Source organism: Solwaraspora sp. WMMA2056 (assembly GCF_030345095.1).
In the GTDB taxonomy this organism is placed as follows: Bacteria; Actinomycetota; Actinomycetes; order Mycobacteriales; family Micromonosporaceae; genus Micromonospora_E.
The window spans coordinates 250,025-274,308 of sequence record NZ_CP128360.1 but is presented as its reverse complement, the minus strand read 5'-3'; the positions used below and the strand labels follow the sequence as shown (position 1 = coordinate 274,308).

Below are 24,284 nucleotides of genomic sequence, written 5' to 3'. Positions count from 1 at the left end.
CAGGTCGCCGTCAGCGCGGCCCGCTGGTCGCTGACCGTGACGTTGCCGAGCGGCCGGTGATGGTCTGCGCGGGGAACGCGGCACCGAGGTTGACCGACGGCGGCACCTGGATGATCAGGTCGGACGTCGAGACGGTGAACGTCACGATGGTGTTTCCGGACGGCTGGGCGGCAGCGGGCGATACCACGGCGATGGTCGTCACCACTGCGGTGACCAGCAGCAACATTCTTCTCATGCGACACACGCTAATTGCCCTTTTGCCGCCGCTTAGTCGGCAAATCGGCCAAAGCATCTGATTGGCGCTGTCGGCGGTCGTCGAGCCGCTCACGCGACCGAGTGGGTGATCGTCCCGGTGTAGGCGCCGGCGATCGCGCCGGTGGGTACCGCGATCGACACCGTCGGGTTCCAGGCCACTGTGTTGTTCGCGTTGCCCGACGTCTTGCTGAAGGCGGTCCGGGGCACGCTGAGCACCACGGCCGCAGCGCTGGTCGGCTGGCCGGGCACCCGCGTGCCGCCACCGCTGGTGCTGGTGGCCGGGCCCGACCAGTAGGAGACCTGACCGTTGCCGATCGTCTCCGGCGGCGTCGCCCCACCGGTGGTGTACAAGCTGGACGAGACGGTGGCCACCCAGACGTTCGGGCTGATCGACCGGAAGTCCCGGACCGTCACGGTGCCCAGCTGGCCGCCGATCGTCGAGCCCCGGAAACCGGCACCGTAGCTGCGGGTCGCGGGGACCGTGATGCTGAGGGTCTGCTGCCGGGCGGCCAGGGCGGGCAGCCACTTCGGCGCGGCGGCGGCCACCATCGGTCCCGCTGCCGCCGTGCCGACGGTCATCGGCATCGGCAGCGGCAGCATCGATCCGGCCAGCACCGCGAGCCCGATCCACACCGACAGTCTGCGCATGTTACAAACGGTAACTGACGCGGTGACCGTTTTCGGCGTTTATGGGGTGCGAGTTCCGCTCCGTGCCCCGTCAGCCCTGGAGTGCTACTTCGGCGGCGGCGAGGAACGCGTCGTTCTCGGCCGGCGTACCGATGGTGACCCGCACCCCGTCGCCAGCGAACGGGCGCACGATCACGCCGCGTGCCTCGCAGGCCGCGCCGAACGCCGCCGCCCGCTCACCCAGCGGCAACCAGACGAAGTTCGCCTGGCTCGTCGGCACGTCCGGCACCAGCTTGCGCAGCGCCTCGGTGACCCGCTCCCGTTCGGCGATCACCAGGTCGCAGCGGCGGCGGACCTCGTCGGCCTGGTCGAGCGCGGCCAGCGCCGCTGCCTGCGCCAGCGAGCTGGTGCCGAACGGGGTGGCCACCTTGCGTACCGCCGACGCCACCTCAGGGTGCGCGACCAGGTAGCCGACCCGCAGCCCGGCCAGCCCCCACGCCTTGGACAGCGTCCGCAGCACGACCACGTTGGGCCGGTCGCCGTAGGCGTCGAGGCCGTCGGGCACGTCCGGGTCGGTGACGAACTCGCGGTACGCCTCGTCCAGCACCACCAGCACGTCGTCCGGCACCGCGTCGACGAACCGGTCCAGTTCGGCCCGGCGCACGCTGCTGCCGGTCGGGTTGTTCGGGTTGCAGACCAGCACCATCCGGGTCTGCTCGGTGATCGCCGCCGCCATCGCCGGCAGGTCGTGGCCGTGGGTCGCGGTGTTCGGCACCCGGCGGCTGTTCGCCGCCGTGGTCGCGGCGATGATCGGGTACGCCTCGAACGACCGCCACGAGTAGACGACCTCGTCACCGGGCAGGCAACTGGCCCGCATCAGGTGCTCACAGAGTGCCACCGAGCCGCAGCCGGTGACGACCCGCTCCGCCGCCACCCCGAGCCGCTCGGCGAGGGCACCCCGCAACGCCAGCACCCCCATGTCGGGGTAGCGGTGCGTCGACGCCGCCGCCTGCGCCACCGCCTCGACGACGCCGGGCAGCGGCCCGAACGGCACCTCGTTGCTGGCCAGCTTGATCGCCTCGGGCAGGCCGAGCTCCCGGGCCAGGTCCACCGGGCTGCGACCCGGTACGTAACTGGGCAGCGCGTCGAGGTCGGCGCGGGTCAGACCGAGCGAGGGGGGCATCGGGGGGCCTCCTGTCATGCTGAACTTCCGGGAGTGTCGCGGTCAGCGGCCGGCTTGTCCACCCCGGTGCCGCCAGCGCCGCCGGTGCCGACCGCGCTCGCCGGTACGCCGGCCGGCAGTTGCACCACGACGGTGCGCGCCGACTTGTCGTGCAGCGCCTGCCGCAGCGGGCGGTCGAACAGCAGGTAGACGCAGTCGATGAACTGCAGGACGAACCCGACGCAGCAGATCCACAACAGAGTGGGCAGGCCGAGGGTGTTCCAGCGGCGGAACGAGCGGGCGAAGCCGAGCTGTCCGCCCGGCTCGACCGGCACGACCTTCAGCCGGGTCAGCCGCTTGCCGAGGGTCTGGCCGGTGTTGGCGACGGCCGGCACTTCGTACGCCCACCAGATCGCCGCCGCCAGCAGGATGATCACCATCTGCAGCCCGGAGGCCCGCTCGGTGACCTGCGGCAGTCCGTCGGTGGACCGGTCGCCGGCCAGCGACCGCTGCCAGATTTCGGCCCAGACCGGCCAGGACTCGACCACGAACTGCCAGACGAACCAGCCGTTGATGACGATGTTGAGCAGCAGTACCACGCTGATGTCGATCAGTCGGGCGGCCAGCCGGGCACCGAGCGGGGCCAGGGCCAGCCCGTGCGGCCGTGGTTCGGCCGGCGGATAGTAGGCCGGATACCCCGGCGGTGGGTAGCCCGGCGGCGGGGCCGGGTATCCAGGCGGTGGGTAGCCCGGCGGTGGGGCCGGGTAGCCCGGAGCCGGCGGGGCCGCCACCGGAGTCGGCGGAGCCGGGGCGGCCGGCACAGGTTGCGCTGGTGGGCTCGGCGGCTCCTCGGCCGGCGGTGGCCCGTCCGGTGGGCTGGCGTCCGCCGGCAGCGGCGCACCGATCCAGCCACCGCCGTCCCAGTACCGCTGGGTGCTCGGATCGGCGGGATCCTTGTACCAGCCGGGCGAGATCGACGTCACCGGACGGATCCCGGGTAGCGGGCGGCCGGGCGGGGCGCGTTGGGCAAGCTCACCCTGGCACCTTAACGACCGACCCCGCCGGCACCGCAGCCTGTCGACGGTTCACCGACCGCCCATCCGCCTCAGAGGTTGCCCCGATTGGCCTGTTCGCGCTCGATCGCCTCGAACAACGCCTTGAAGTTGCCCTTGCCGAAGCCGAGTGAACCATGCCGTTCGATCAGCTCGAAGAAGACCGTCGGCCGGTCCTGCACCGGCTTGGTGAAGATCTGCAGCAGGTAGCCGTCCTCGTCCCGGTCGACCAGGATCCGGCGGGCCTTCAGCTGCTCGATCGGGGCGCGGACCTTCCCGATGCGGGCCCGCAGCTGCGGGTCGTCGTAGTACGAGTCCGGGGTGTCCAGGAACTCCACACCGGCGGCGCGCATCGCGTCCACGGTCGCCAGGATGTCGTTGGTGGCCAGGGCGATGTGCTGCACGCCCGGTCCGCCGTAGAACTGCAGGTATTCGTCGATCTGCGAGCGGCGGCGGGCGACGGCCGGCTCGTTGAGCGGAAACTTCACCTTGCGGCTGCCGTTGGCGACGACCTTGCTCATCAGCGCCGAGTAGTCGGTGGCGATGTCGTCGCCGATGAACTCGGCCATGTTGGTGAAGCCCATCACCCGGCGGTAGAACTCCACCCACTCGTCCATCCGACCCAGCTCGACGTTGCCGACGACGTGGTCGACGGCCTGGAAGAACCGTTTCGGCGCCAGTCCGGCGTCGATCAGCGGGGTCCGGTCGACGATCGGCGCGCGGGGCACGAACCCGGGCAGGAACGGCCCGTCGTAACCGGACCGGTCGACCAGCGTGTGCCGGGTCTCGCCGTACGCGGCGATGCTGGCCATCCGTACGGTGCCGTGGTCGTCGGTGACGTCGGTCGGGGCGGCCAGCCCGGTCGCGCCGTTGGCCAGCGCGTGTGCGTACGCGGCGTCGACGTCCGGTACGCCGAGCGCGATGTCGGCGACGCCGTCGCTGTGCCGGGCGACGTGCGCGGCGGCGGGGGCATCGGTGTGCACCGCCCCGCGCAGCACGAACCGGGCGGCGCCGCTGGTCAGCACGTACTCGGCGTGGTCACGGAAGCCCTGCTCCGGCCCTCGGTACGCGACACAGGTCATGCCGAACGCGGTCGAGTAGTAGTGCGCCGCCTGTTTGGCGTTGCCGACCAGGAAGGTCAGGTGGTCGATGCCCTGCACCGGGAACGGGTCGCGGACCTCGGCGCGGTGGACGGTCGGGGATTCGGCCAGATCAGTCATCGTCGTCGTCTCCCTTCAGTACCGGCGGGTGGCCGGTAAGGGCAGGATGGGCGGTTCTGCAGGACTGGGCAATAGTCCGGAGAAATGCTGGTCAGGCTGCCCATTAGATAGGGTCTCAAGCCATGGATGCTGTGCAGAATGTCCAGCTGGACCGGTTGGACGCTGACCTGATCGCCCTGCTCGCGGCCGAGCCGAGGATCGGCGTACTGGAGTGTTCCCGGCGGCTGCGGGTGGCGCGCGGCACCGTCCAGGCCCGGCTGGACAAGCTGCTCGCCCGGGGCGTGATCGAAGGCTTCGGCCCGCAGGTGTCACCGGCGGCGATCGGGTTCACGGTGACGTCGTTCGTCACCCTGGAGATCGGTCAGCGGCACGGGCACGGCCCGGTCGCGGCGCACCTGCGCGCCATCCCGGAGGTGCTGGAGGCGCACACCATCACCGGCTCCGGTGACCTGCTGTGCCGGATCGTGGCCCGGTCCAACAGCGATCTGCAGCGGGTGCTGGACGAGATCCTCGCCTACGAAGGGATCCGCCGGGCGTCGACGATCATCGCCCTGGCGCAGCAGATCCCGTACCGCGTCCTGCCGTTGGTGTCGGCGGCGGCGGACGGCCCGCCGCCGGCTGCGGTGCCGCCGGCGCCTCGTCCGGATTGATCACGCAGGTCGGCGGGGTTGTCCAGCGGTTGATCGCGCCGCGCCGCTGCCGGCACGAGGCGACAGTGACGGCCCTCGATCGTACGGTGCCCATTGCATGTCGGCCGTGGTCGCGGTGCTGGGCCACGGGGTGCCGACACCGTTCGCGCCACGTCTGGAACAGCCGGACGATCAGCTGCGCGAGGAAGTACCCGGTCCACTGACCGCCGGGTGCGGTGCCGTGCCTGACGGGACCCGGCGCGGCACCGCACCACTGGCGTCGTCGGCCGCGCCCCCGCCGGTGTCGTCGAGCGCGTCGCCGAGCGCGGTCCGTTCGTAGCGGACCGCGCGGCCGGTGCGGGCCCGCCGGACCAGCCCGGCATCGCGCAGTACGGCCAGGTGCCCGCCGACGGTGCCCAACGTCATGCCGAGCTGGGCGACCAGTTGGCTGGTGGTCGCCGGCACCGCCAGCGCGCGCAGCACGGCCGCCCGGGTCGGCCCGATCAGCCGGTCCAGCCCGTCGGCCGCCCGGTCGGCCTGCGGCGGGCCGAACAGTCCGGCGACGCCGCGCGCCGGGTAGCTGATCGCGTACGGCCAGGGCGGCTCCAGGTGCAGGCTCAGGGCGCTGAAGACCGACGGGACGAACAACAGCCCCTGCCCGCCGAGCCGGTGCCGCTCCGGCAGGGACCGGTCGACGACGATCGTGCCCGGGTCGGGTTCCCAGTGCAGTCGGGCGTCGAGGTCGGCCAACGCGGCGCTCCAGCCGTACGTGGTCAGCCGGCCGGCCCGGTAGACGACGTCACGTTCCAGGATCGCCCGCAGCCGGGGCCAGTCCGGAGCGATCAGGGCCTGCCAGGCGGCGTCGATGGCCTCGGCGAGCCGGTCGACGACATCGTCGGCGGCCAGCAGCCGCCCGGTGGGCCCGGTCGGGAACGGCCGGCCGGCCAGGCTGCGGGCGATCTCGTCGCGGGCCTGGTCCAGCGGGGTACGGCGGACCACCGCGAGCTGGTCGGCGAAGCTCAACCCGACCCCGTCCGGTGGTGGCTGGACGAAGTCGGCATTGTAGCCGTTGCGCCGGTACAGCGCCCGGATCGCCGTGATGCCCGGCTGGGCGCGGCGCAGCGCGGCGTAGCGGTCCCGGTGGCGGCCCACCCAGGGCAGCAGCGGCCCGGCCGGATGGGTGCCGGCGAACAGCCGCAGCGCGGCCATCGTCTCGCCCAGCGGGGAGATCCCGAACCGACTGGCCGCCAGGTCGCCGGAGCTCACCTCGATCCGCACCGCCGCCCCCGCTCCCACCTGGCTCTTTCGCCTGACGCCGAAAGGTTACCGCTGGTCGGGGCCGCACCGGGATGCTCGACGCATGACCACGAGTGCGCCGCCGGCCCCGCAGGCGACCTTCCGGGACCTGTTCACGGTCCGCGAGTTCCGGGTGCTCTTCGCCAGCTACGGCATCTTCATGGTCGGCGAGACGGTGAAGATGCTGGCCCTGTCGGTGCTGATCTACGACCGTACGGGTTCGCCGTTGCTGGCCGCGTTGGCGTACGTCGCCGGTTTCCTGCCCAGCGTGCTCGGCGGCATGTTCCTGCTGGCGTACGCCGACCGGTGGCGACCACGGGCCGTGATGGTCGGCTACGACCTGGTCCGGGTGGCCATGGTGGCGGTGCTGGCGCTCGGTGTGCTGTCGCCCGGTGGCGCGTTGGCGCTGGTGTTCGTCGTCGGGCTGTTCACCCCGGTGTCGTCGGCGATGCGGGCCGCCCTGCTGCCGGATCTGCTGGCCGGAGACCGGTACGTGCTGGGGCGGGCGTTGTTCACCGTCACCGCCGGTGCCACCCAGGTCCTCGGGTTCGCCGTCGGCGGGGCGCTGATCGGCCTGCTGGGCCCGTACGGTGCCCTCTGGATCACGGCCGCGACCTGCCTGACCTCGGCGGCGTTGATCCGGTTCGGGCTGACCGACCGGCCACCTCGGACGGTCGCGGTGGCCGGGGTGGCGCGGCCGGGCGCGGTCCGCGAGACCTGGCGGGTCAACCGGCAGTTGCTGGCCGACCGCCCGGTACGCGGGCTGCTGCTGGCGCAGTGGCTGCCCGGTTCGCTGCTGGTCGGGGCGGAGGGGGTGGTGGTGCCGTACACCGGTGGCGAGGGGGCCGGGGTGCTGTTCATGGCCGGTGCCGCCGGGATGCTGCTGGGGGATCTGGTGATCGGGCGGTGGACGGCGCCGGCCCGCCGGGAGGCGTTGACGCCGTGGTTGGCGCTGCTGCTCGGGGTGCCGATGCTGGCCTTTGTCGCCGACATCGGGCTGCTGGTGGCGGCGGTGCTGTTCGGGGTGGCGACGTTCGGGTTCTCGTACCATCTGGGGTTGGCCCGACGGTTCCTGGACGCGGTGCCGGCGGATCGGCGCGGCCAGGCGTTCGGGCTGTCGCACATGGGGATGATGACCGGGCAGGGGCTGGCGGCCGGTGGCGCCGGGCTGGTGGCGCAGTGGCTGGCGCCGGGGCTGGTGATGGCTGGTTTCGGGGCGTTGTCGCTGGTCGCGACCATGCTGCTGTGGCGACAACTCCGGGTGCCGCGCATGAATGTACCCCGACACGCCTAAAAGGGGCATTTAGGTCGATGGGCGGTCGGGGCCGGACCCGACCGATACCGTGGCCCGATGGCGAAGGGGAGCGCGCCGTGCGTGAAGTGCTATCTGGCCTTCGCGCTCGTCGTGGTCATCGTGCTCGCCGCCACCGGCGTCTGGAACCCGTTCCCCGGCCTGTGGGACTGGGTCAACCGCAGCCGACCCCTCGCTGACCCCGACGTCACCTGGCAGCAGCGGGTCGACGGCGCACCGCAGAGCATCACCGTCACCGACCGGGCCGTCATCGTCGAACACCGGCTGACCGTCGAAGGGCGCAGCATCACCTCCGGCAACCAGGTCTGGGAGCACAAGGCCGACTGGGCCGCCGTCGCCGGCACCGGCACCGACCAGGTCGTCGTCGCCGGTACCCTGCTGGTCGACGGCTACCAGGTGCTGAACCCGGCGACCGGTGCCCTGCTGCGCCGCGACGAGGCCGCCGTCGCCGTCTGGACCTACCGCAACGCGCTGCTCGACGTCGAATGCGCCGGCCCGCGTGACTGCACCCTGCGGGCCTGGGATCCGCGCGGGCAGCAGCCACGATGGACCGCCCAACTGCCCGGCATGGGTCTCGTGCTCTTCGCCGACAATCCGCAGCTGCTCACCAGTCGACCGTTGACCGCCCGCGGCGTCGCCGACGACGCTGGCGGCCCGCAGAACCTGCCGGCCGCGCTCGGCTTCCCGATCGACGGCAAGATCCATGTCGTGGAGACCCGGACCGGCAAGGTGCTGCAGGAGCTGAAGGAGGAGCAGCACGAACGGATCGTGGTGCTCGGCGGTCGGGTCTTCACCCTGGTCGCCACCCCGCGCGACGGCGCCTGCTACTACACCGCCACCGCCAACGACCCGGTGACCGCGCTGCCGGTGTGGCAACGGGCCGGGATCAACCTGCGGACCGCCGACCGTACCGGTTGCGCCCAGCGGCACAACCCCACCGGCGGCCCCAACGTCCTGGCGGGTGTCGCCCCCGACATGCGGGAGACCGTCATCGACGCCCACGACGGGCGGGTGCTGTGGACCGGTGCCGCCGGGCAGGAGCTGCGGGCCGTCGACGACCGGTACGCGTTGGCCCGCTCCGCCGACGGCGCCACCCTCCAGGCGTACGCCCTGCCGACCACCACCCCGGCGTGGACCCGGGACATCGACGACGACGCGCAGATCGCCCTCACCCGGTACGCCGCCCTGGTGACCACCCGTAAACCCGACCGGGTGGTGGCCCTTGATCCGGCCACCGGCACCGAGCTGGCCAATCTGCGTACCTCGGCCGAGGTCAAGGCCGTGGGGCCGGCCGGCATGGTCATCGGCGAGGGCCGGGAGATCGGCTACGTCAGGTTCGCCGGAGCTGACCTGCCGGCGCCCGCCGTCACCGGCCCAGGTGGCGTCGACCCCGGACCCACCTGCGGCGGCGTGAAGCAGGAGTCCTGCCCCGGCGACGGCAGCAAGGACGGCTGAGTCCACCCCCTCCCCGACGATCTTGCCCCCCGCCCCGCCCTTCCCGACGATCTTGCAGTTATCGCGAAGATTTGTCCGAAATGTTCAACGATAAGTGCAAGATCGTCGGGATCTTGGGCGGGTGGCGTGGGGGGTGACCGGGGGGTTGGTTGGTGCGGCCCTCTCTGGCCTAGGCTTGCCGGTCATGAGCAGTGCCGCCCCGTTCTCCCACGTCCCGCTGCTGCCCACCGGGGACGACCTCACGGAATACCGCCTGATCAGCGACGAAGGCGTCGACGTGGTGCACGGGCCGGGAAATCGCCGGTTCCTCACCATCGATCCGGCGGTGCTCACGGCACTGACGGCCGAGGCGATGCATGACATTGCTCACTATCTGCGCCCGGCGCACCTGGCTCAGCTGAGGGCGATCCTTGACGACCCCCAGGCGTCCCCCAACGACCGGTTCGTCGCCCTCGATCTGCTGCGCAACGCCAACATCGCCGCTGGCGGGGTGCTGCCGATGTGTCAGGACACCGGCACCGCGATCGTGATGGGCAAACGCGGCCGGCACGTGCTCACCGACGGCACCGACGAACGGGCCATCGCCCAGGGCGTGTACGAGGCGTACACCAAACTCAACCTGCGCTACTCGCAGCTCGCGCCGATCACCATGTGGGAGGAGCGCAACACCGGGACCAACCTGCCGGCCCAGATCGAGCTGTACGCCGAGGACCCGGGCGGTCAGCCGGACGCGTACAAGTTCCTGTTCATGGCCAAGGGCGGCGGCTCGGCCAACAAGTCGTACCTCTACCAGGAAACCAAGGCGCTGCTGAACCCGACCCGGATGATGCAGTTCCTGGAGGAGAAGCTGCGGCTGATCGGCACGTCAGCCTGCCCGCCGTACCACCTGGCGATCGTCGTCGGTGGCACGTCGGCTGAGTTCGCGCTCAAGACCGCCAAGTACGCCAGCGCCAAGTACCTGGACAACCTGCCGACCAGCGGCAGCATCGGCGCCCACGGCTTCCGCGACGTCGAGCTGGAGGCGCAGGTGCTCGAACTGACCCGCCAGTTCGGCATCGGCGCGCAGTTCGGCGGGCGGTACTTCTGCCACGACGTACGGGTGGTGCGGCTGCCCCGGCACGGTGCCTCCTGCCCGGTGGCGATCGCCGTCTCCTGCTCCGCCGACCGGCAGGCCGTCGCCAAGATCACCCCGTCCGGGGTGTGGCTGGAGAAGCTGGAGACCGACCCGGCCCGCTTCCTGCCCGACGTCACCGACGAGACCCTCGCCGCCGATCAGTCCGCCGACGCCGACGTGGTCCGCGTCGACCTGAACCGGCCGATGGCCGAGATCCGCGCCGAGTTGTCGAAGTACCCGGTGAAGACCCGGCTGTCGCTGACCGGCCCGCTGGTCGTCGCCCGGGACATCGCGCACGCGAAGATCGCCGAGCGGCTGGACGCCGGTGAGCCGATGCCGCAGTACCTGCGCGACCACGCCGTCTACTACGCCGGTCCGGCGAAGACCCCCGAGGGGTACGCGTCCGGCTCGTTCGGCCCGACCACCGCCGGGCGGATGGACGCCTACGTGGAGAAGTTCCAGGCCGCCGGCGGCTCGCACATCATGCTCGCCAAGGGCAACCGGTCCGCGCAGGTCACCCGCTCCTGCGGTACGCACGGCGGCTTCTACCTCGGCTCGATCGGCGGCCCGGCGGCCCGGCTGGCCCAGGACTGCATCCGGCACGTCGAGGTCCTCGAATACCCGGAGCTGGGCATGGAGGCCATCTGGAAGATCGAGGTGGAGGACTTCCCGGCGTTCATCGTCGTCGACGACAAGGGCAATGACTTCTACGCCGAGGTCACCAAGCCTGTCCTCACCGTCGGCCGCCGCTGACCCCATGGGCTCCGCACAACGACGGAACTGGCATCGCTTCTCGAACCTGCCGATTACTTTACGTCATTGTTCTTGAGTGCACGGTGATCCTTCTGGGTGGGGGTGCCGGTTGGGCTTGATGCCACAGGTGCATCAAGATGCGCCTGTGGCATCAAGCCTGCGGAGGCATCTTGGGTTCCCGCCCCAACCCGAGAAACACCAACCCGGAGCAAATCCGAAGCACTCAGCTGCGGTCGAGGGCGTCGTCCGTGCCGGGGTGTTCGGGTCAGCCCCGTCGGTCGAAGGTACGAAGCTCGTAGATGGCGCGGGAACCCTGGCCGTTGTCGCGGTCGGACAACGTCAGGTGCTCGGTCCGTACGGTGACCTCATGGCCCCCGCCCGATCCTGCATCTATCCACACCCTGACCCGGCTGTGCTCGGGCAGTGGACGCGGACCGACCACCAGTACGCCGCTCGTTTGGATCTCAGACATCGGACCTCCCTGGTTGGGGCGGGTCGGTACCGGGAGTGCCGATCCGGACCCACCGTCTCCGGATGCCAACTATCACAACCTTAGTTTGGCCAAACGTCAAGTGTTCTAGTTGGCCCACTACACGGATGCGTGAGTTGGCCTAGTGTCTGACCTGCTGAAATGGCCAAGTGGCGGACCTGGAGGCGGCGGTACGAAAGTTGCGCACGGCGCAAGCTGCGGTGCCTCGTGCCGAAGAACGGGCCGCCCGCCTCGTGGCCGAGGCCCGGGTGAAGGTGGACCGGGCACGTGCCGACCTGGCCGAAGCGATCAGGGCCGCCGACCGGGACGGCGTGCGCCAAGTGGACATCGTGGCGGCCACCGGCTACAGCCGGGAGCGGGTCCGGCAGATCATCCGCGACGGCGAAACCTGACGTCTCGACGCAAGACATCAGCTCCGCCGGGCGTCGAGCCGAGCGGAGCTGACATCAGACGTCGGTGGCCGGATGTTGGACAGCGGTCGTGTGCGGGTGGGACCGGCCGGTCCGGTCCACCCGCACTGTCGACCGGGTCAGCCCAGGTACTTCTCCCAGGGGCCGGTGATGGCCAGGGTGAGACCGGGGTCCTGCATGTTGACGAAGAGCACCTTGCCGTCGTCGGTGAAGACCGGCCCGCAGAACTCCGAGTCGTTGAGCTGGTTGCGGGCGATCGCGTAGGTCGGCCCGCCCGGGACCGAGCTGAGCACGTGGGACGCGCCCGAGCCGTCCTCGGCCAGCACCAGGCTGCCCCACGGGGTGACGGTCACGTTGTCCGGCCCGTCGAAGGTCAGATCGCTGTACTTCGGCGGCGTACCCTCCTCCGACGAGGTCTGGTGCGGAAAGTACGTGACCAGCTGGATGGTCTCGGCCCGGTAGTCGTAGAACCAGACCATGCCGTCGTGCGGGGCGGCGTCCGCCGGCAGGTCCCCGTCCTCCCAGGCGTACGAGTTGACCACGTACACGCCCTGGTCGGTGCCCCACACGCCTTCGAACTTGCGGCCCCGGGTGACCTGACCGTCGGTGAACTGCTCGCGCAGGGGAGTGGTCCGGGCGTCGCGTTCCGGCACCTCGATCCACCGTACGGGGAACGGCCGGCCCAGCTGCGCGGAGGTCAGGTAGGCGACGTCCGGCAGCACCGAGCCGTCGTCCATGATGATCTGCATCGCGGCGAGCACACCGGCGTCCGGGGCGAGCCGGGTCAGCACGCCGGGGCCGAGCTTGACGCGGCGCGGCGCGGTCCACCGGTAGAACAGGCCGTTCGGCTCGTCGGCGTCCTCGGACAGGTAGATCTTCGTACGGTCGGCGTCGACCGCCAGCGCCTCGTGGGCGTACCGGCCCAGGCATTTGATCGGTGTCGGGTCGGCGCGGCCGTCGGCCCAGACCTCGAAGACGTAGCCGTGGTCCTTCTGGTACGTGCCGGTGCGGCCGTCCTCGTCCCACTCGTCGCTGGCCCGGTCCTCGGTCTCCTCGCAGGTCAGCCAGGTCCCCCACGGGGTCGGCCCGCCCGCACAGTTGTCGACGGTGCCGGAGATGGCGACGAACTCACCGAGGTTGCGGCCGGCCCGGTCGGTCCTGATCACCGTGCAGCCGCCGGCGTCGACCGCGCCCGGGTCGTAGACGGTGCCCGGGACGTGCGGTACGCCGTACTCGGCCCCCGGGCCGAGCTCGTGGTTCTGGATCAGGGTGTACCGGCCGGGTCCGGCGTCGAAGACGGCCATCCCGTCGTGCTCGGCCGGGGTGAGGCCCTGGCCCCGGTCGAGCCGGGTGACGCCGGTGCGGGTGACCACGGTGTACCGGAAGCCCTCGGGCAGGGCGAGGATGCCGGCGGGGTCGTCCACCAGCGGCGGGAACGGTACGTGGCCGCGGCCCTTCGGCGGGTGCTCCCGGCCCGGGTGGGCCTGGGCGAGCGACGGCAGGCCGCCGGCGACGGCGAGGCCGACGCCGGCCGCGCTCGCGGCGCCACCGGCGAGGAAGGTACGACGGGAGGAAGGCACGTCGATCGACTCCAGTTCACATCGAGGGTGATGACGTGACGCAACTCCGGTGGACCGACGGCCGTCTATCGGCGTGGTGGCGAACGGGCGACATCGATGTAAAGAGTCGGGTGACAGGCCGACCGTGAACTCAGCTTTCGCTCACAGGCCTGCCATGGCTGGCGCACAGGAAGCCGAGGCTGAATGAACGAACAGTGAACGAAAGATGAAGGACGGCCTGTGGAGCAGTTACCGATCATCGCGATCGACCTTGTCGCGATCACCGTACTCACCTTCGTCCTCTACTTCCCCCGGCATCACCGGCGCGACCTGGTCGTCGCCTTCCTCGGCGTCAACGTCGGGGTGCTGGCGGTCGCGATGGTGCTCGGCACCTCGGCGGTCGGTGTCGGGCTCGGCCTCGGGCTGTTCGGCGTCCTGTCGATCATCCGGCTGCGGTCGGACGAGATCGCCCAGCACGAGGTGGCGTACTACTTCGCCGCGCTCGCTCTCGGCCTGCTCGCCGGACTCAGCTCCGCACCGAGCGTCCTCGTGGTCGGTCTGATGGCCCTGATCATCGCCGCCCTGGTGATCGGCGACCACCCACGGCTGTTCCACCGGCACCGCCAGCAGACCGTGCACCTGGACACGGTGCAGACCGACGAGGCCGCGCTGCGCCGACAGCTCACGGAGCTGCTCGGCGGGCCGGTCACCCACCTGAGCGTCAAGCACGTCGACCTGGTCAACGACACCACGCTGGTCGAGGTCCGGCATGTGGTGCAACGGGAACGGGTGACGGTGTGACCCTCCTCGACCTGCGCCCCGACGACACCGGGCACGCCGTCCGGTCGGTGATCGACCGGCTGCCGCCGATCGGTCTCGACGACCTGGTCACCCGGGCCGAGCTGCTGACCCGGGTCGACGCCAAGTATCTGCTGCCGGTGACCGACCTGCCGGACGTGCTGCGTGACCTGGCGGACAGCGGCACCGCCCGGGTGCTGCAGATCGACGGCTGCCGGACGTTCCGCTACCGGTCGGTCTACTTCGACACCCCGGACCTGGCCAGCTTCCACGCCGCCGCCCGGACCCGACGCCACCGGTACAAGGTGCGGGTACGCAGCTACCTCGACACCGACCTGCACGTCGTCGAGGTCAAGACCCGAGGACGGCGGGGCGTCACCGTCAAGCAGCGGATCCCGTACCCGTCGACTGGCCTGGCCGCGACGCCGACGCTGTCCGACGGCGCGGTCCGCGCCTGGGTCGACGCCCAGCTCGCCGCCGCCGGATTCCACAGTGCCGGCCTGCGGTTCGACCCGGTGCTGACCACCACCTACCAGCGGATCACCCTCTTCCTGCCGCTGGTCGGTAGCCGGATGACGGTCGACACCGGGCTGACCTGGTCGTTGCCGGCCGGCGCGGGTCCGGCGCTGTGGCGCGAGCTGCGTCTGCCGCACCGGGCCGTCGTCGAGACCAAGTCACCCCGTGCCGCCTGCGCCGTCGACCGGCTGCTCTGGTCCGCCGGACACCGGCCCCGCGCCATCTCCAAGTACGCCACCGGGCTCGCCGCGCTGCGGCCCGACCTGCCCGCCAACCGGTGGCGGCCGACGCTGCGTCGGCTGCTCACCGACGGCCCCGACCCGAGGGAGTTCCGATGAACGTCCGCTACCGGCGTGCCACCGTACGGGCTGCCTGCGCCGCCGCCGCGCTGTTCGCCGCGACCGTGCTGACCGGCTGTTCCGACGACGCCACGGCCGACCCCGGCGCCAGCGGCGACGTCGCGGCGGTCGCCACCGCCACCACCGGCGACCCGGTCGACGTGACCTCGACCGTCGCCGACGTGCTCGCCGACAACACGGCCGACCACACCGACGACACCGACACCACCTGGGACGAGGCCGCAGTGGTCGACGTGACGCTGACCGGCACCTCGGCCACTGTCGACGGTGACGGCGCCTCGGTCGACGAGTCGACGGTGACGATCAGCGCCGCGGGCAGCTACCGGCTGACCGGTGAGCTGACCGACGGCCAGGTGCTGATCGCCGCGCCGGAGGCGACCGTACAGCTGATCCTCGACGGGGTGTCGATCACCAGTACGTCGGGGGCGGCGATCGCGGCGACCGACGCCGACGCCGTCGTGGTGGTCGCGGCCGACGGCAGTACGAACACGCTGAGCGACACCGACACGTACGCCGAGGACGCCGACGTCAACGCCGCCCTGTTCAGCGCCGGTGACCTCACTCTCGCCGGCGGCGGCACGCTGACCGTGCACGGCAACGGCAACGACGGGATCGCCAGCAAGGACGGCCTGGTCATCGCGTCCGGCACGATCGTCGTGGACGCTGTCGACGACGGAATCCGGGGCAAGGACTACCTGGTGGTCGACGGTGGCACGGTCACCGTCGATGCTGGCGGCGACGGGCTCAAGGCCGACAACGACGAGTCCGCCGACGCCGGATACGTCCTGCAGACCGGTGGCGCGGTCACCGTGACCGCCGGCGGTGACGGCGTCGACGCGGCCACCGACCTGCTGGTCGACGGCGGCACCCTGGCCGTCACCACCGGCGGCGGCAGCGGGGTCGCCCCGACCGACGACACCTCGACCAAAGGGCTCAAGTCTGCCGTCGTCACCGTGCTCGAAGGCGGCGACGTCACGGTCGACTCCGCCGACGACGCGGTGCACAGCAACGGGTCGGTCCATCTCGGTGGGGCATCGTTGACACTGGCCAGCGGTGACGACGCGGTGCACGCCGACGCGGCACTGCGCATCGACGACGGCACAGTGGACGTCACCGCCTCGGTCGAAGGGATCGAAGCGGTCGAGATCACGGTGGCCGGTGGGACGACGAGCATCGTCGCCAGCGACGACGGGGTGAACGCGGCCGGCGGCGACGACACGTCCGGCGGCGACCCCGGCACCGGTGGTGGCCCCGGTGCCGGTGGCGACCCAGGCACCGGCGGCGGCCCCGGCACGGGCGGCGGCCCGGGCGGCGGTGGCGGCGAGGCGGTGGGCGACTACTCAGTGACGGTCAGCGGTGGCACCCTGGCCATCGACGCCGACGGGGACGGCTTCGACTCCAACGGTACGGCGACGATCAGCGGCGGCACCGTCGTCGTCGACGGCCCGACCCAGAGCATGAACGGTGCCCTCGACGTCAACGGCACGTTCCAGGTCAGCGGCGGCGTACTGCTGGCCACCGGCAGCGCAGGGATGGCCGTCGCCCCGGATCAGGACTCCCCGCAGGGCTGGCTCTCGGTGACCCTGGACAGCCAGATCGAGCCGGGCAGCACGGTGCACGTCGTCGACGCCGACGGCGCGGTGCTGGCGAGCTTCGTCGCGCGCAAGACGCTGCAGAACGTCGTCTACTCGGCGGCGGAGGTCACCAGCGGCTCAGCGTACCGCATCTTCACCGGCGGCACCGCGACCGGGACCGGCGTCGGCAGCCTGGCGGACTCCGGTGATCTCGGCGGAGCGACCGAGGTCGCCACGGTGACCGCCGGTGCGGCCCCGGCGGGCGGGTTCGGTCGGGTCAGGCGATGAGCCGGTCGAGCAGTTCGAAGTGCTCGTACGGCTGGTCGTAGTCGCCGAAGTGGCCGTCGTCGCGCACGATCTGCGTGCCGCCGAGCCGTTCGAACATCGCCCGCCCCTGATGTTCGTCGCACCCGTACGGGTCGGTGCGGGAGTTGATGAAACAGATGTCCCGGACATGGGCCCGGATCGCGGCCCAGTCGTACTCCTGCTGCAGGACCGGTTCGTTCTCGGTGTTGGGCGGGGTGCAGTAGCCGGCTACCAGGATCGCCTGGGCGACGGTGACGTCGAGATGCTGCAGGATCGCGAGCAGCAGGGCCGCACCGCCGGAGTGACCGACGAGGACGGTCTGTTCGTCGAAGTCGTGCTCCTGCAGCATCTTCGGCAGAAAGGTCGCGATCGGCTCGACGTTGATGCCCGGGTGGTGCGGCACCTCGACGGCGTACCCCCGGGCGGTCAGCCGCCCCGCCAGCCAGCGGTACCAGCAGACGTCCGGATTCCCACCGGTCCCGTGGAAAATGATCGCTCTACGACTCGCCATGACCGGATTCTTCCCGCTGACCGGTGATCCCGGTCGCCTCCTCGTGCGCCCGGTGCAGGATCGCGGCAGCCTCCTGCCGGGCGGCGGACAGGATCGCCTCGGATTCGCGCTTCGCCTCGCGCCGATGATCGTCGGCCTGCTCCTCGGCGAGTCGCAGGATCTGTTCCACCCGGGTGCCGAGGCCGCCGAGAGACGACTGCTGCCCGCCATCGCCGAGGGGGGACAGGCCCGTACCGGTCAGCGAGGGGCCGTCGGTCGTGCCCGCCAGGCAGAGTGCGACACCGAGCGCGGCGATCACCGCCCCGGCCCAGAGCGCGGCGTCGCCGAGGAACGGACCGGTGACGACGCCGACACCGAACCCGACGACCATCCCGGCTGCCGCCGCCGAACCGCGCATGACTCACTCCTCGACGTGGGACACGGGAGCCGAACCGTTCCGCTCGACAGTGACAAGCGGAGTCAATGGTCGACGGCGGGTGTCCGGGTCCACTGCCAGGTCGACGATCCACCGGCGTACGCCGTCGGCGTCGAGTCGCCGGTCCCGGCTGGTCAGGACGCGGGTGACCGACAGCCGGTCGGGGTGGTCGCGTTCCAGTCGGCGCAGCTCGTCGGCGAAGATGACGTCCTGCTCGGTCCGGCTGACGAGACCGGGCCGTACGGGTCGCCCGGCTCCGCTACGGCGAACGAGATCCGGGTGGGGGGAGTGGACGTGGGTGAATCCGGGCGTACCGCCGATGAAGGTCGTCGTGCTGGTGCCGTCGGTGTCCCGGTAGCCGAAGGCGGCGATCGGACTTCGGTTCAGGATGCGGCGGCAGCCCTCGTCGAGGGCGCTGATCTGCTTGAGCATGACCATCGGTGCTGGCCGGCCGATGATGGCCGCTAGCTGCTCCGCCGTCGTGAGTCGGCGCGGGGTGGCTACCTGGTCTACCTGGTCTACCTGTCGCACAAGGGATTCCTCTCTGCGGCGAATTCAGCCGGGTGCGGCCCGGCCGAGACGCCAGTAGCCGAAGAACGAGATGTCCCGCTTGGCGACTCCTCTGTCGTTGACCAGGTGTCGTCGTACCGTGGTGGCCAACCAGGACTCGCCCGCGACCCAGGTGTAGAAGCGGGCCGTCGGCAGGGCCGCCTCGCGTAGCGCCGCCACCAGCAGAGCGCCGGGTCGTAGATCCGCGCCGTCGCGGCTGAACCAGTGGACGCGTACGCCGGCGGGTGTCTCGACCGGCCGGATGTCAGCCCCGGTCGGGACCTCCAGGTAGACCTCCGTGGCCAGCGTCGGCGGCGTGCCGTCGAGAATCGACAGTACGGCGGGCAGTGCGCTCTCGTCGCCGACCAGCAGTTGCCGGTCCACCTGCTCCGGCAGCCGGTACATGGTGCCGATGTCGAAGATCCCGGCGGGGGTGCCCGGCTCGGCGGTGCGTGCCCAGGACGACATGGGTGAGTCGCCGTGCAGTGCGAACTCGATGTCGATCTCGTCGTCGCCGGTTCGGGCCCGCCGGACCGTCAGGTTGCGGACCCATGGCCGGGTCGACTTCGGCCACATCAGCAGCTGGGCGATCCAGGCGTCGTTCGAGACGGTGGGCATCCGTAGCCGGGTCTGTCCGTCGCGGGGGAAGAACAGCCGGACTGCCTGGTCGTTGCCGGCGACGACGAGGTCCCTGATGGCGGGGCCACCCAGGGTGACGCTCGCGAAGCCCGGGGTGGGGAACTCGCGGCGGCGCACCTCCAGCGTGATCATCGTCCGTGACCCGGGCAGTTGCACCCTGGGAATCACGATCCACCACCAGGCCGAAGGTCGCCCTTGTTTTCGCAGCTCACCGTTATATTCTGAGTAATAGCTCAGCTTTTTGGCTACTCGCTTTTGCTGCCGTCGAGGAGGGCCCGGATGCCGTCGGGCGACGATCGTCTTGCGCCACGTCGCAGGCCCCGTCAGGTGCGGGCCGAGCTGACCCGGGAGCGCGTCCTCACCGCCGCTGCTCACGTTTTCACCGAGTACGGCTACGCCGCCGGGACCACCAACCGCATCGCCGAGCGCGCCCGCATCTCCATCGGCTCGCTGTACCAGTACTTCCCGAACAAGGACGCCATCCTCGCCGAGCTGCTGGTCCGTCACATCGATCGGGGCGCCTGGCAGCAGGCCGATCAGCTCGACATGTCCGCCGGCAGCCTCAAGGCGATGGTCCGGGCGATCGTCCGTGACGCCATCGACAACCACCGCGACGACCCGCAGCTGCTCCGCATAATGATCGAGGAGGCGCCGTTCTCGCCGGAACTGCTCGACACGGTCAACCGGCACGGCGAGATCCGGGTCGGTCAGCTGCGGGACCTGCTCACCCGGCATCCGGACGTCGACGTCCGCGACGTCGGCACCGCGGCCGAGCTGATCCTCTTCACCGTGGAGGTGAACACGCACAAGCTGATGGCCGATCCACGGGGCATCCCGGTCGAGACGCTGGAGAACGAACTGGTCGACATGGTGACCCGGTACCTACGCGGCGACCGGGACAGGTGATCGTGATTGGTCAGTCTCGCGGGTCGACGACCGGGATTCCCGCGTCCTTCGCCGCAGCCGCCAGTCGGTCGTCATAGGTGGCAAGGCCGTCCAGATCCGTCCCGAGCACGCGCGCGGTGGCCAGGTGAATCGCGTCCAGTGACCGCAGCATCCGGTCTGGTTCGTCCATCGCCGCGTCCACGACCTCGTCGTCGATGTTCACGTAGTCGAAGGCCAGTAGGAGTGCCCTCGCATCCGGCAGGGCTGCCGGCATGACCCGGCCGACGGCGCGGATCACCTCGATCCGCAGCAACGTCGAACTGACCCACGCCGCGCCCGGGTTGTCGTCGTAGAAAGCGGCAAACGCGCGAGAGTGGCTCTCCTCTGCCAGCAGCTTGAGCGCGGCGGATGTGTCGATGTAGTAGAGACTCACCAAGGTTCCTCGTCGCGTAGCGCCCCGAGGGTGTCCGCGAGTCGGTCGGTGCCGTCCCCGGCCCGCATCCGGGGGCGGAATCCCGGCCGTACCGCCAGACGTGCCCGGCCTGCCTCGACCAAGCGGTCCAGCACCGGCGTCGGCTCGCGCTCGCCAACTGGCACGATCCGCGCCACCAGTTTTCCGTACTCTGTCACATCGATCGTTTCGCCGTGTCGCACCCGCGCCAGCACCTCGCTGGTGTTGTGGCGCAGCTCCCGAAGGCCGACCGAGTGCTCACCGGGAGTCGTCATGACCGAAATGTATCACAATTTTGTGTAAACATGAACGCCGAACGGGTCAGGTGGGTGTCGGACCTGACCTTGTCGAGGGGACCTAAGGGTGAGCGGGTGGGTCGGGCGCTTCCGTCGGCCCGGCGGGGGCCACGCTGAACAGGTCACCTGGCTGGCAGCGGAGCACGTCGCAGATGGCAGTGAGGGTGGAGAACCGGACCGCTCTGGCCCGGTCGTTCTTCAACACCGACAGGTTCACGACGGTGACTCCGGCCCGTTCGGCGAGTTCGGCGAGGGTCATCCGGCGGTCGGCGAGCAGCCGGTCGAGGTGGCAGACCACCCGGTGTCCGGCGGGCTGCTCGCTGTCGGTCGGGGCCATCAGACCAGTCCGTCGAGGTCGGCGCGCATCGCCGCGCCCCGGCGCAGGAACTCGGCCGCCGCGCCGAGGCCGAGCCCGAACAGCAGGACGGCCGCCGGTGGGTCGATGACGGCCTGCAGTGTGAAGGCCTGGTCCGGCTGCCAGGCGTGCCGGGCGGCGCTGACGAGTGCGAGGTGACCGGCGGCCTGCAGCGCGGCGGCCAGTGATCCGCCGAGCAGGAGCACGGCGGCCGCCGCGCCCACCCGACGGGCGTTGCGCGGGTGGAACGGGTCGGCGCTCCGCAGCGACCGCACCACCCGCCACAGCAGTCCGCCGGACGTCGCGATGACCGCCGCGAGCAGCAAAGCCGGCCCGAAGATCCAGAGTCGGTCGGCAGCGGTCGGCTCGGTCACGGTCAGGACGGCGGCGCCCTGGGGCGCGAGCGCGAAGCGGCCGGCGGTGGCCAGCGGCCCGAGATCCGTGGTCGGGTCCACCGTCACGGGTACGACCAGGTTGTCGGCGACCAGTACGCCGATCGCCGAGCCGACGGCCAGCAGGGTGCCGAGCGCCACGGCCCCTGCCGTGACCGCCTCGAAGGCCCGCTGCCCCGCTGGACCGGTTCGGGGACGGGTCCCCTGTTCGATGTCGTGCCGCACGGCCGACCTCCCTATCGACATTCGATATGGTGCCCGTCTAGTATATCGAAATTCGATATGCACACCGGTGGCACACCCGCCGCCGGTGTGTCGAAACGACCCGAGCCGCAGACCGGAAGGCTGGACCAGCCCGTGACCATCCCCGTTCCCGTCCGTACCGCCGGGGTGTTCCTCGTCGGCGCGATCATCTGCTTCGTCGGACCACCGCTGGCCATGGGTGTGCTCGCGGCGGACGGGGTGCCAGCGGTGCTCGTCGCGGTCGCCGCCGCCGAACTGGTGTCGGCCGCCGCTCTCGTCGCCTGGTGGGTACGCCGTCACGGGCTGACCCGCCGGAGTCTCGGCCTGACATCGCGGCACTGGCGGCGGGACATGCTGATCGCGGTCGCCACCGTCCCACCCCGCCTGCTGTTGGAGTTCGGGGTGTTGATGCCGGCGGCCGGCGGCGAAGCCAACCCGGAGATCCAGGAGATCCTGCGAATGTCCGCCGCCGGACCGGCCGCGTTGGCCGCCACCCTCTTCCTCGGGATCGTCGGCGGCGGCGTCGCCGAGGAGCTGTACTTTCGTGGGTTCCTGCTCGGGGCGATTCCGCAACGGTCCGCCCGCCCTCAGGTGACGCTGTGGGTGGCGGCGGTCGTCTCGGTGGTCCTGTTCGGCGTGCTGCACCTGCCGGCGAGCGCGCTGGACGCGCTGTCCATCACCGTCGCCGGCCTGGTCTACACCGGGCTGTTCCTGGCCACCCGCCGGCTGACGGCACCCATGGCGGCCCACGCGCTGTGGAACGCCGCCGCGCTCTGCACGGTCCTCGTCAGCTACGGCTGAGCACCGCCGGCCGGCGGTGCCGGCAGCGAGGCCGACCCGCCACCGGTCAGCGCCGGGTGGCGGTCCGGACGAGGCCGGCGACGGCCCGGGAACGGTTGTCCGGCAACCAGGCCAGCACGGTGGTGACATGCGGTGCGTCGGTCAGTGGTACGGCGGTGTGCGCGCTCCACAACCACGACCGGGACGAGGCACACAGCACCGCCATCGTGTGCCCGAGGGCGATCAGCTGAGCCAGCTGCGACTGGTCGTGGATCTCCGGCCCCGGCCCCGGTTCGTACGTGCCGTCGGGGCGCGGCCAGCGGGCAAGCGGCAGACCCGGCACATCGCTGACGTCGGCCATGGTCAGCGACGTACGGGTGGCGAGCGGATGCCCGGCCGGGAGGATCGCGACCTGCTGCTCGGTCAGCAGATCCTCAGTGTCGAAGCCGGTGAGCGAGTCGAACGGCCGCTGCATCAGGGCGGCGTCGGCGCGGCCGTCGCGCAGCATCCGCGCCTGGTCGCCCATGCCGCACAGCAGCACGTCGATCTCGGCCGCGTCCGGCTCGACGGCGTGCGCGTCGAGCAGCTTCTGCAGCAGTTCGTGGCCCGCGCCGGCCTTGGTGACCAGGGTCAGCCGGTTCGCGCCGGCGGCGGCGCGGCGGGTACGCCGGGCCGCCGCCGCGGTGGCGGCCAGGATGACGCGGGCCTCGTCGAGCAGCACCTGACCTGCGTCGGTGAGTGCCACTCTTCGGCGGTCGCGGTCGAGCAGGGTGACGCCGAGGCGGCGTTCGAGCCGGGCGATCGCCCGGGACAGCGGCGGCTGGGCGATGCCGAGCCGTTCGGCCGCCCGGCTGAAGTGCAGCTCCTCGGCGACCGTGACGAAGTACCGCAGCTCACGGGTCTCCAGCGTCTCCACGCCGACAACGATACGTCGGTGATACCCGCCGGGTATGACAGCGGAACTCAACTGGTGTAACGACGGCGGCTACCGCCGCGCCACCATCGGCGTCATGACCGAAACGAAGGCCACGACCGAAACGAAGGCCACGACCGGAACGAAGGCCACGACCGGAACGAAGACCGCGCTGGTCACCGGCGCGAACAAGGGACTCGGCTACGAGATCGCCGCCGGGCTCGGCGCGAAGGGCTACCGGGTGGCGGTGGGAGCGCGCGACGCCGCCCGCGGCGAAGCGGCCGTCAAGACGCTGTACGCCGCCGGCGTCGACGCGTTCGCCGTACCGCTGGACGTCACCGACGACCGCAGCGTCACCGAGGCCGCGCAGCTGATCGAACGCACCGCTGGAGGACTTGACGTCCTGGTCAACAACGCCGGCATCGCCGGCGAGACCGGGCCGGGGTGGGAGCAGGACCCGACCACGCTCGACCTCGACGCGGTCCGCCAGGTCGTCGACACCAACGTGTACGGCGTGATCCGCGTGACCAACGCGATGCTGCCGCTGCTGCGCCGGTCGCCGTCGCCGCGCATCGTCAACATCTCCAGCAGCGTCGGCTCACTGACCTGGCAGTCGGACCCGGAGGTCAACGTCGGCCCGATCATGGCGGCCTACTCGCCGACGAAGACGTACCTCAACGCGGTCACCGTGCACTACGTGCGGCAACTCGCCGGCACCGACATCCTGATCAACACGGCCTGTCCGGGGCTGGTCGCCACCGACTTCACCGGCGGTGTCGGGCGTCCGGTCCAGGAGGCCGCTGCCACCCCGATCCGGCTGGCCACCCTGCCCGACGGCGGCCCGACCGGCACGTTCGTCAACGACGACGGCAGCATCCCCTGGTGATCTCCCGGCCCTGTCGGTGACTCCGCCTTGCTGGTGACCGGGCTGGACCAGCCCGGTCACCAGAGGGGGACCGGCGCGGCGG

At 71.0% G+C, this 24,284-nt stretch carries 27 protein-coding genes and 1 pseudogene; 11 read left to right on the top strand and 17 right to left on the bottom strand.

Going from position 1 to position 24,284, the window contains the following annotated elements; translation table 11 throughout:
- Window positions 1-10 precede the first annotated feature (10 nt).
- The 5 genes from O7608_RS01345 to hppD all read right to left on the bottom strand — a co-directional run bounded on the left by O7608_RS01345 (window position 11) and on the right by hppD (window position 4,316).
- Window positions 11-235 carry a hypothetical protein gene (locus O7608_RS01345; protein WP_289208263.1) on the bottom strand — a complete coding sequence of 75 codons (225 nt, stop codon included), beginning with the start codon at window positions 233-235 and terminating at the stop codon, window positions 11-13.
- A gap of 89 nt (window positions 236-324) precedes the next feature.
- On the bottom strand, window positions 325-903 hold the full coding sequence (locus O7608_RS01340; protein ID WP_289208262.1) for a hypothetical protein: 579 nt from the start codon (window positions 901-903) through the stop codon (window positions 325-327).
- 70 nt (window positions 904-973) lie between these two features.
- Window positions 974-2,065, bottom strand: a complete 1,092-nt coding sequence (gene hisC / locus O7608_RS01335; protein ID WP_289208261.1) for a histidinol-phosphate transaminase — start codon at window positions 2,063-2,065, stop codon at window positions 974-976.
- A 14-nt stretch (window positions 2,066-2,079) separates the two neighbouring features.
- The gene (locus tag O7608_RS01330) at window positions 2,080-3,027 is read right to left on the bottom strand and encodes an RDD family protein (protein WP_289208260.1); all 948 of its coding nucleotides are present in this window, start codon (window positions 3,025-3,027) and stop codon (window positions 2,080-2,082) included.
- 122 nt (window positions 3,028-3,149) lie between these two features.
- Complete coding sequence (gene hppD, locus O7608_RS01325; RefSeq protein WP_289208259.1) at window positions 3,150-4,316, bottom strand: 4-hydroxyphenylpyruvate dioxygenase; 1,167 nt, start codon at window positions 4,314-4,316, stop codon at window positions 3,150-3,152.
- A gap of 122 nt (window positions 4,317-4,438) precedes the next feature.
- On the opposite strand from hppD, the gene O7608_RS01320 reads away from it, so the two are divergent.
- The gene (locus O7608_RS01320) at window positions 4,439-4,966 is read left to right on the top strand and encodes an Lrp/AsnC family transcriptional regulator (RefSeq protein WP_289208258.1); all 528 of its coding nucleotides are present in this window, start codon (window positions 4,439-4,441) and stop codon (window positions 4,964-4,966) included.
- Window positions 4,967-5,137: 171 nt separating this feature from the next.
- On the opposite strand, the gene O7608_RS01315 is transcribed toward O7608_RS01320, so the two are convergent.
- Window positions 5,138-6,223 carry an ArsR/SmtB family transcription factor gene (locus O7608_RS01315; RefSeq protein ID WP_289208257.1) on the bottom strand — a complete coding sequence of 362 codons (1,086 nt, stop codon included), beginning with the start codon at window positions 6,221-6,223 and terminating at the stop codon, window positions 5,138-5,140.
- 82 nt (window positions 6,224-6,305) lie between these two features.
- Here O7608_RS01315 and O7608_RS01310 point away from each other — a divergent pair, with 82 nt between their 5' ends.
- The 3 genes from O7608_RS01310 to O7608_RS01300 all read left to right on the top strand — a co-directional run bounded on the left by O7608_RS01310 (window position 6,306) and on the right by O7608_RS01300 (window position 10,875).
- Window positions 6,306-7,535, top strand: a complete 1,230-nt coding sequence (locus O7608_RS01310) for an MFS transporter (RefSeq protein ID WP_289208256.1) — start codon at window positions 6,306-6,308, stop codon at window positions 7,533-7,535.
- A 57-nt stretch (window positions 7,536-7,592) separates the two neighbouring features.
- Window positions 7,593-9,008 carry a PQQ-binding-like beta-propeller repeat protein gene (locus tag O7608_RS01305; protein WP_289208255.1) on the top strand — a complete coding sequence of 472 codons (1,416 nt, stop codon included), beginning with the start codon at window positions 7,593-7,595 and terminating at the stop codon, window positions 9,006-9,008.
- A 184-nt stretch (window positions 9,009-9,192) separates the two neighbouring features.
- A complete protein-coding gene (locus O7608_RS01300) occupies window positions 9,193-10,875 on the top strand; it encodes a fumarate hydratase (protein WP_289208254.1) in 1,683 nt (560 codons plus the stop codon).
- A gap of 265 nt (window positions 10,876-11,140) precedes the next feature.
- Here the strand turns inward: O7608_RS01300 and O7608_RS01295 are convergent, their stop codons facing one another.
- Window positions 11,141-11,347, bottom strand: a complete 207-nt coding sequence (locus tag O7608_RS01295; RefSeq protein WP_289208253.1) for a hypothetical protein — start codon at window positions 11,345-11,347, stop codon at window positions 11,141-11,143.
- A gap of 218 nt (window positions 11,348-11,565) precedes the next feature.
- Between O7608_RS01295 and O7608_RS01290 the strand changes: the two genes are divergently transcribed.
- On the top strand, window positions 11,566-11,757 hold the full coding sequence (locus tag O7608_RS01290) for a hypothetical protein (protein ID WP_289208252.1): 192 nt from the start codon (window positions 11,566-11,568) through the stop codon (window positions 11,755-11,757).
- A gap of 137 nt (window positions 11,758-11,894) precedes the next feature.
- On the opposite strand, the gene O7608_RS01285 is transcribed toward O7608_RS01290, so the two are convergent.
- On the bottom strand, window positions 11,895-13,355 hold the full coding sequence (locus O7608_RS01285; protein ID WP_289208251.1) for an alkaline phosphatase PhoX: 1,461 nt from the start codon (window positions 13,353-13,355) through the stop codon (window positions 11,895-11,897).
- 219 nt (window positions 13,356-13,574) lie between these two features.
- Between O7608_RS01285 and O7608_RS01280 the strand changes: the two genes are divergently transcribed.
- From O7608_RS01280 to O7608_RS01270, 3 genes are read left to right on the top strand one after another with little or no spacing between them, the layout of a single operon-like run.
- On the top strand, window positions 13,575-14,135 hold the full coding sequence (locus O7608_RS01280; protein WP_289208250.1) for a DUF4956 domain-containing protein: 561 nt from the start codon (window positions 13,575-13,577) through the stop codon (window positions 14,133-14,135).
- A complete protein-coding gene (locus tag O7608_RS01275; protein ID WP_289208249.1) occupies window positions 14,132-14,986 on the top strand; it encodes a polyphosphate polymerase domain-containing protein in 855 nt (284 codons plus the stop codon). Before O7608_RS01280 ends, O7608_RS01275 begins: the two co-directional genes overlap by 4 nt.
- A complete protein-coding gene (locus O7608_RS01270) occupies window positions 14,983-16,869 on the top strand; it encodes a carbohydrate-binding domain-containing protein (RefSeq protein WP_289208248.1) in 1,887 nt (628 codons plus the stop codon). The genes O7608_RS01275 and O7608_RS01270 overlap by 4 nt, the downstream gene beginning before the upstream one ends.
- Here O7608_RS01270 and O7608_RS01265 read toward each other — a convergent pair.
- The 4 genes and pseudogenes from O7608_RS01265 to O7608_RS01250 all read right to left on the bottom strand — a co-directional run bounded on the left by O7608_RS01265 (window position 16,859) and on the right by O7608_RS01250 (window position 19,133).
- Entirely contained in the window at window positions 16,859-17,398 is a 540-nt protein-coding gene (locus O7608_RS01265) for an RBBP9/YdeN family alpha/beta hydrolase (protein ID WP_289208247.1), read from the bottom strand. The genes O7608_RS01270 and O7608_RS01265 overlap by 11 nt on opposite strands.
- A 10-nt stretch (window positions 17,399-17,408) precedes the next feature.
- Window positions 17,409-17,591: pseudogene (locus O7608_RS01260) on the bottom strand (cell division protein DivIVA); the annotation flags it as partial.
- A gap of 207 nt (window positions 17,592-17,798) precedes the next feature.
- A complete protein-coding gene (locus tag O7608_RS01255) occupies window positions 17,799-18,344 on the bottom strand; it encodes a ferredoxin reductase domain-containing protein (RefSeq protein ID WP_289208246.1) in 546 nt (181 codons plus the stop codon).
- Between the two features lie 24 nt (window positions 18,345-18,368).
- A complete protein-coding gene (locus O7608_RS01250) occupies window positions 18,369-19,133 on the bottom strand; it encodes a siderophore-interacting protein (RefSeq protein ID WP_289208245.1) in 765 nt (254 codons plus the stop codon).
- Window positions 19,134-19,328: 195 nt separating this feature from the next.
- Between O7608_RS01250 and O7608_RS01245 the strand changes: the two genes are divergently transcribed.
- The gene (locus O7608_RS01245; protein WP_289208244.1) at window positions 19,329-19,907 is read left to right on the top strand and encodes a TetR/AcrR family transcriptional regulator; all 579 of its coding nucleotides are present in this window, start codon (window positions 19,329-19,331) and stop codon (window positions 19,905-19,907) included.
- 10 nt (window positions 19,908-19,917) lie between these two features.
- Here O7608_RS01245 and O7608_RS01240 read toward each other — a convergent pair whose 3' ends face one another.
- From O7608_RS01240 to O7608_RS01225, 4 genes are all read right to left on the bottom strand, one after another.
- On the bottom strand, window positions 19,918-20,319 hold the full coding sequence (locus O7608_RS01240; RefSeq protein ID WP_289208243.1) for a type II toxin-antitoxin system VapC family toxin: 402 nt from the start codon (window positions 20,317-20,319) through the stop codon (window positions 19,918-19,920).
- Window positions 20,316-20,612 (bottom strand): type II toxin-antitoxin system Phd/YefM family antitoxin, encoded by a 297-nt coding sequence (locus O7608_RS01235; RefSeq protein ID WP_289208242.1) that lies wholly within the window; start codon window positions 20,610-20,612, stop codon window positions 20,316-20,318. The genes O7608_RS01240 and O7608_RS01235 overlap by 4 nt, the downstream gene beginning before the upstream one ends.
- A gap of 82 nt (window positions 20,613-20,694) precedes the next feature.
- Window positions 20,695-20,970 carry a helix-turn-helix domain-containing protein gene (locus O7608_RS01230; protein WP_289208241.1) on the bottom strand — a complete coding sequence of 92 codons (276 nt, stop codon included), beginning with the start codon at window positions 20,968-20,970 and terminating at the stop codon, window positions 20,695-20,697.
- Window positions 20,970-21,605 (bottom strand): DUF2975 domain-containing protein, encoded by a 636-nt coding sequence (locus O7608_RS01225; RefSeq protein WP_289208240.1) that lies wholly within the window; start codon window positions 21,603-21,605, stop codon window positions 20,970-20,972. The genes O7608_RS01230 and O7608_RS01225 overlap by 1 nt, the downstream gene beginning before the upstream one ends.
- 132 nt (window positions 21,606-21,737) lie before the next feature.
- On the opposite strand from O7608_RS01225, the gene O7608_RS01220 reads away from it, so the two are divergent.
- Window positions 21,738-22,424, top strand: a complete 687-nt coding sequence (locus tag O7608_RS01220) for a CPBP family intramembrane glutamic endopeptidase (protein WP_289208239.1) — start codon at window positions 21,738-21,740, stop codon at window positions 22,422-22,424.
- A 46-nt stretch (window positions 22,425-22,470) separates the two neighbouring features.
- Here O7608_RS01220 and O7608_RS01215 read toward each other — a convergent pair whose 3' ends face one another.
- Entirely contained in the window at window positions 22,471-23,310 is an 840-nt protein-coding gene (locus O7608_RS01215; protein ID WP_289210732.1) for a LysR family transcriptional regulator, read from the bottom strand.
- Window positions 23,311-23,413: 103 nt separating this feature from the next.
- On the opposite strand from O7608_RS01215, the gene O7608_RS01210 reads away from it, so the two are divergent.
- Window positions 23,414-24,202: an SDR family oxidoreductase gene (locus O7608_RS01210; RefSeq protein WP_289208238.1), complete on the top strand. Its 789-nt coding sequence runs from the start codon at window positions 23,414-23,416 to the stop codon at window positions 24,200-24,202.
- The last annotated feature ends 82 nt before the right edge of the window (window positions 24,203-24,284 follow it).

What these genes read in the sequence shown, in the direction of transcription:
- hisC (WP_289208261.1), bottom strand. Translation starts at nt 2,065, where the DNA reads ATGCCCCCCTCGCTCGGTCTGACCCGCGCCGACCTCGACGCGCTGCCC.
- O7608_RS01230 (WP_289208241.1), bottom strand. Translation starts at nt 20,970, where the DNA reads ATGGCCCCGACCGACAGCGAGCAGCCCGCCGGACACCGGGTGGTCTGC.
- O7608_RS01305 (WP_289208255.1), top strand. Translation starts at nt 7,593, where the DNA reads ATGGCGAAGGGGAGCGCGCCGTGCGTGAAGTGCTATCTGGCCTTCGCG.
- O7608_RS01265 (WP_289208247.1), bottom strand. Translation starts at nt 17,398, where the DNA reads ATGGCGAGTCGTAGAGCGATCATTTTCCACGGGACCGGTGGGAATCCG.
- hppD (WP_289208259.1), bottom strand. Translation starts at nt 4,316, where the DNA reads ATGACTGATCTGGCCGAATCCCCGACCGTCCACCGCGCCGAGGTCCGC.
- O7608_RS01295 (WP_289208253.1), bottom strand. Translation starts at nt 11,347, where the DNA reads ATGTCTGAGATCCAAACGAGCGGCGTACTGGTGGTCGGTCCGCGTCCA.
- O7608_RS01320 (WP_289208258.1), top strand. Translation starts at nt 4,439, where the DNA reads ATGGATGCTGTGCAGAATGTCCAGCTGGACCGGTTGGACGCTGACCTG.
- O7608_RS01345 (WP_289208263.1), bottom strand. Translation starts at nt 235, where the DNA reads ATGAGAAGAATGTTGCTGCTGGTCACCGCAGTGGTGACGACCATCGCC.
- O7608_RS01270 (WP_289208248.1), top strand. Translation starts at nt 14,983, where the DNA reads ATGAACGTCCGCTACCGGCGTGCCACCGTACGGGCTGCCTGCGCCGCC.
- O7608_RS01250 (WP_289208245.1), bottom strand. Translation starts at nt 19,133, where the DNA reads ATGATCACGCTGGAGGTGCGCCGCCGCGAGTTCCCCACCCCGGGCTTC.
- O7608_RS01340 (WP_289208262.1), bottom strand. Translation starts at nt 903, where the DNA reads ATGCGCAGACTGTCGGTGTGGATCGGGCTCGCGGTGCTGGCCGGATCG.
- O7608_RS01210 (WP_289208238.1), top strand. Translation starts at nt 23,414, where the DNA reads ATGACCGAAACGAAGGCCACGACCGAAACGAAGGCCACGACCGGAACG.
- O7608_RS01235 (WP_289208242.1), bottom strand. Translation starts at nt 20,612, where the DNA reads ATGACGACTCCCGGTGAGCACTCGGTCGGCCTTCGGGAGCTGCGCCAC.
- O7608_RS01300 (WP_289208254.1), top strand. Translation starts at nt 9,193, where the DNA reads ATGAGCAGTGCCGCCCCGTTCTCCCACGTCCCGCTGCTGCCCACCGGG.
- O7608_RS01310 (WP_289208256.1), top strand. Translation starts at nt 6,306, where the DNA reads ATGACCACGAGTGCGCCGCCGGCCCCGCAGGCGACCTTCCGGGACCTG.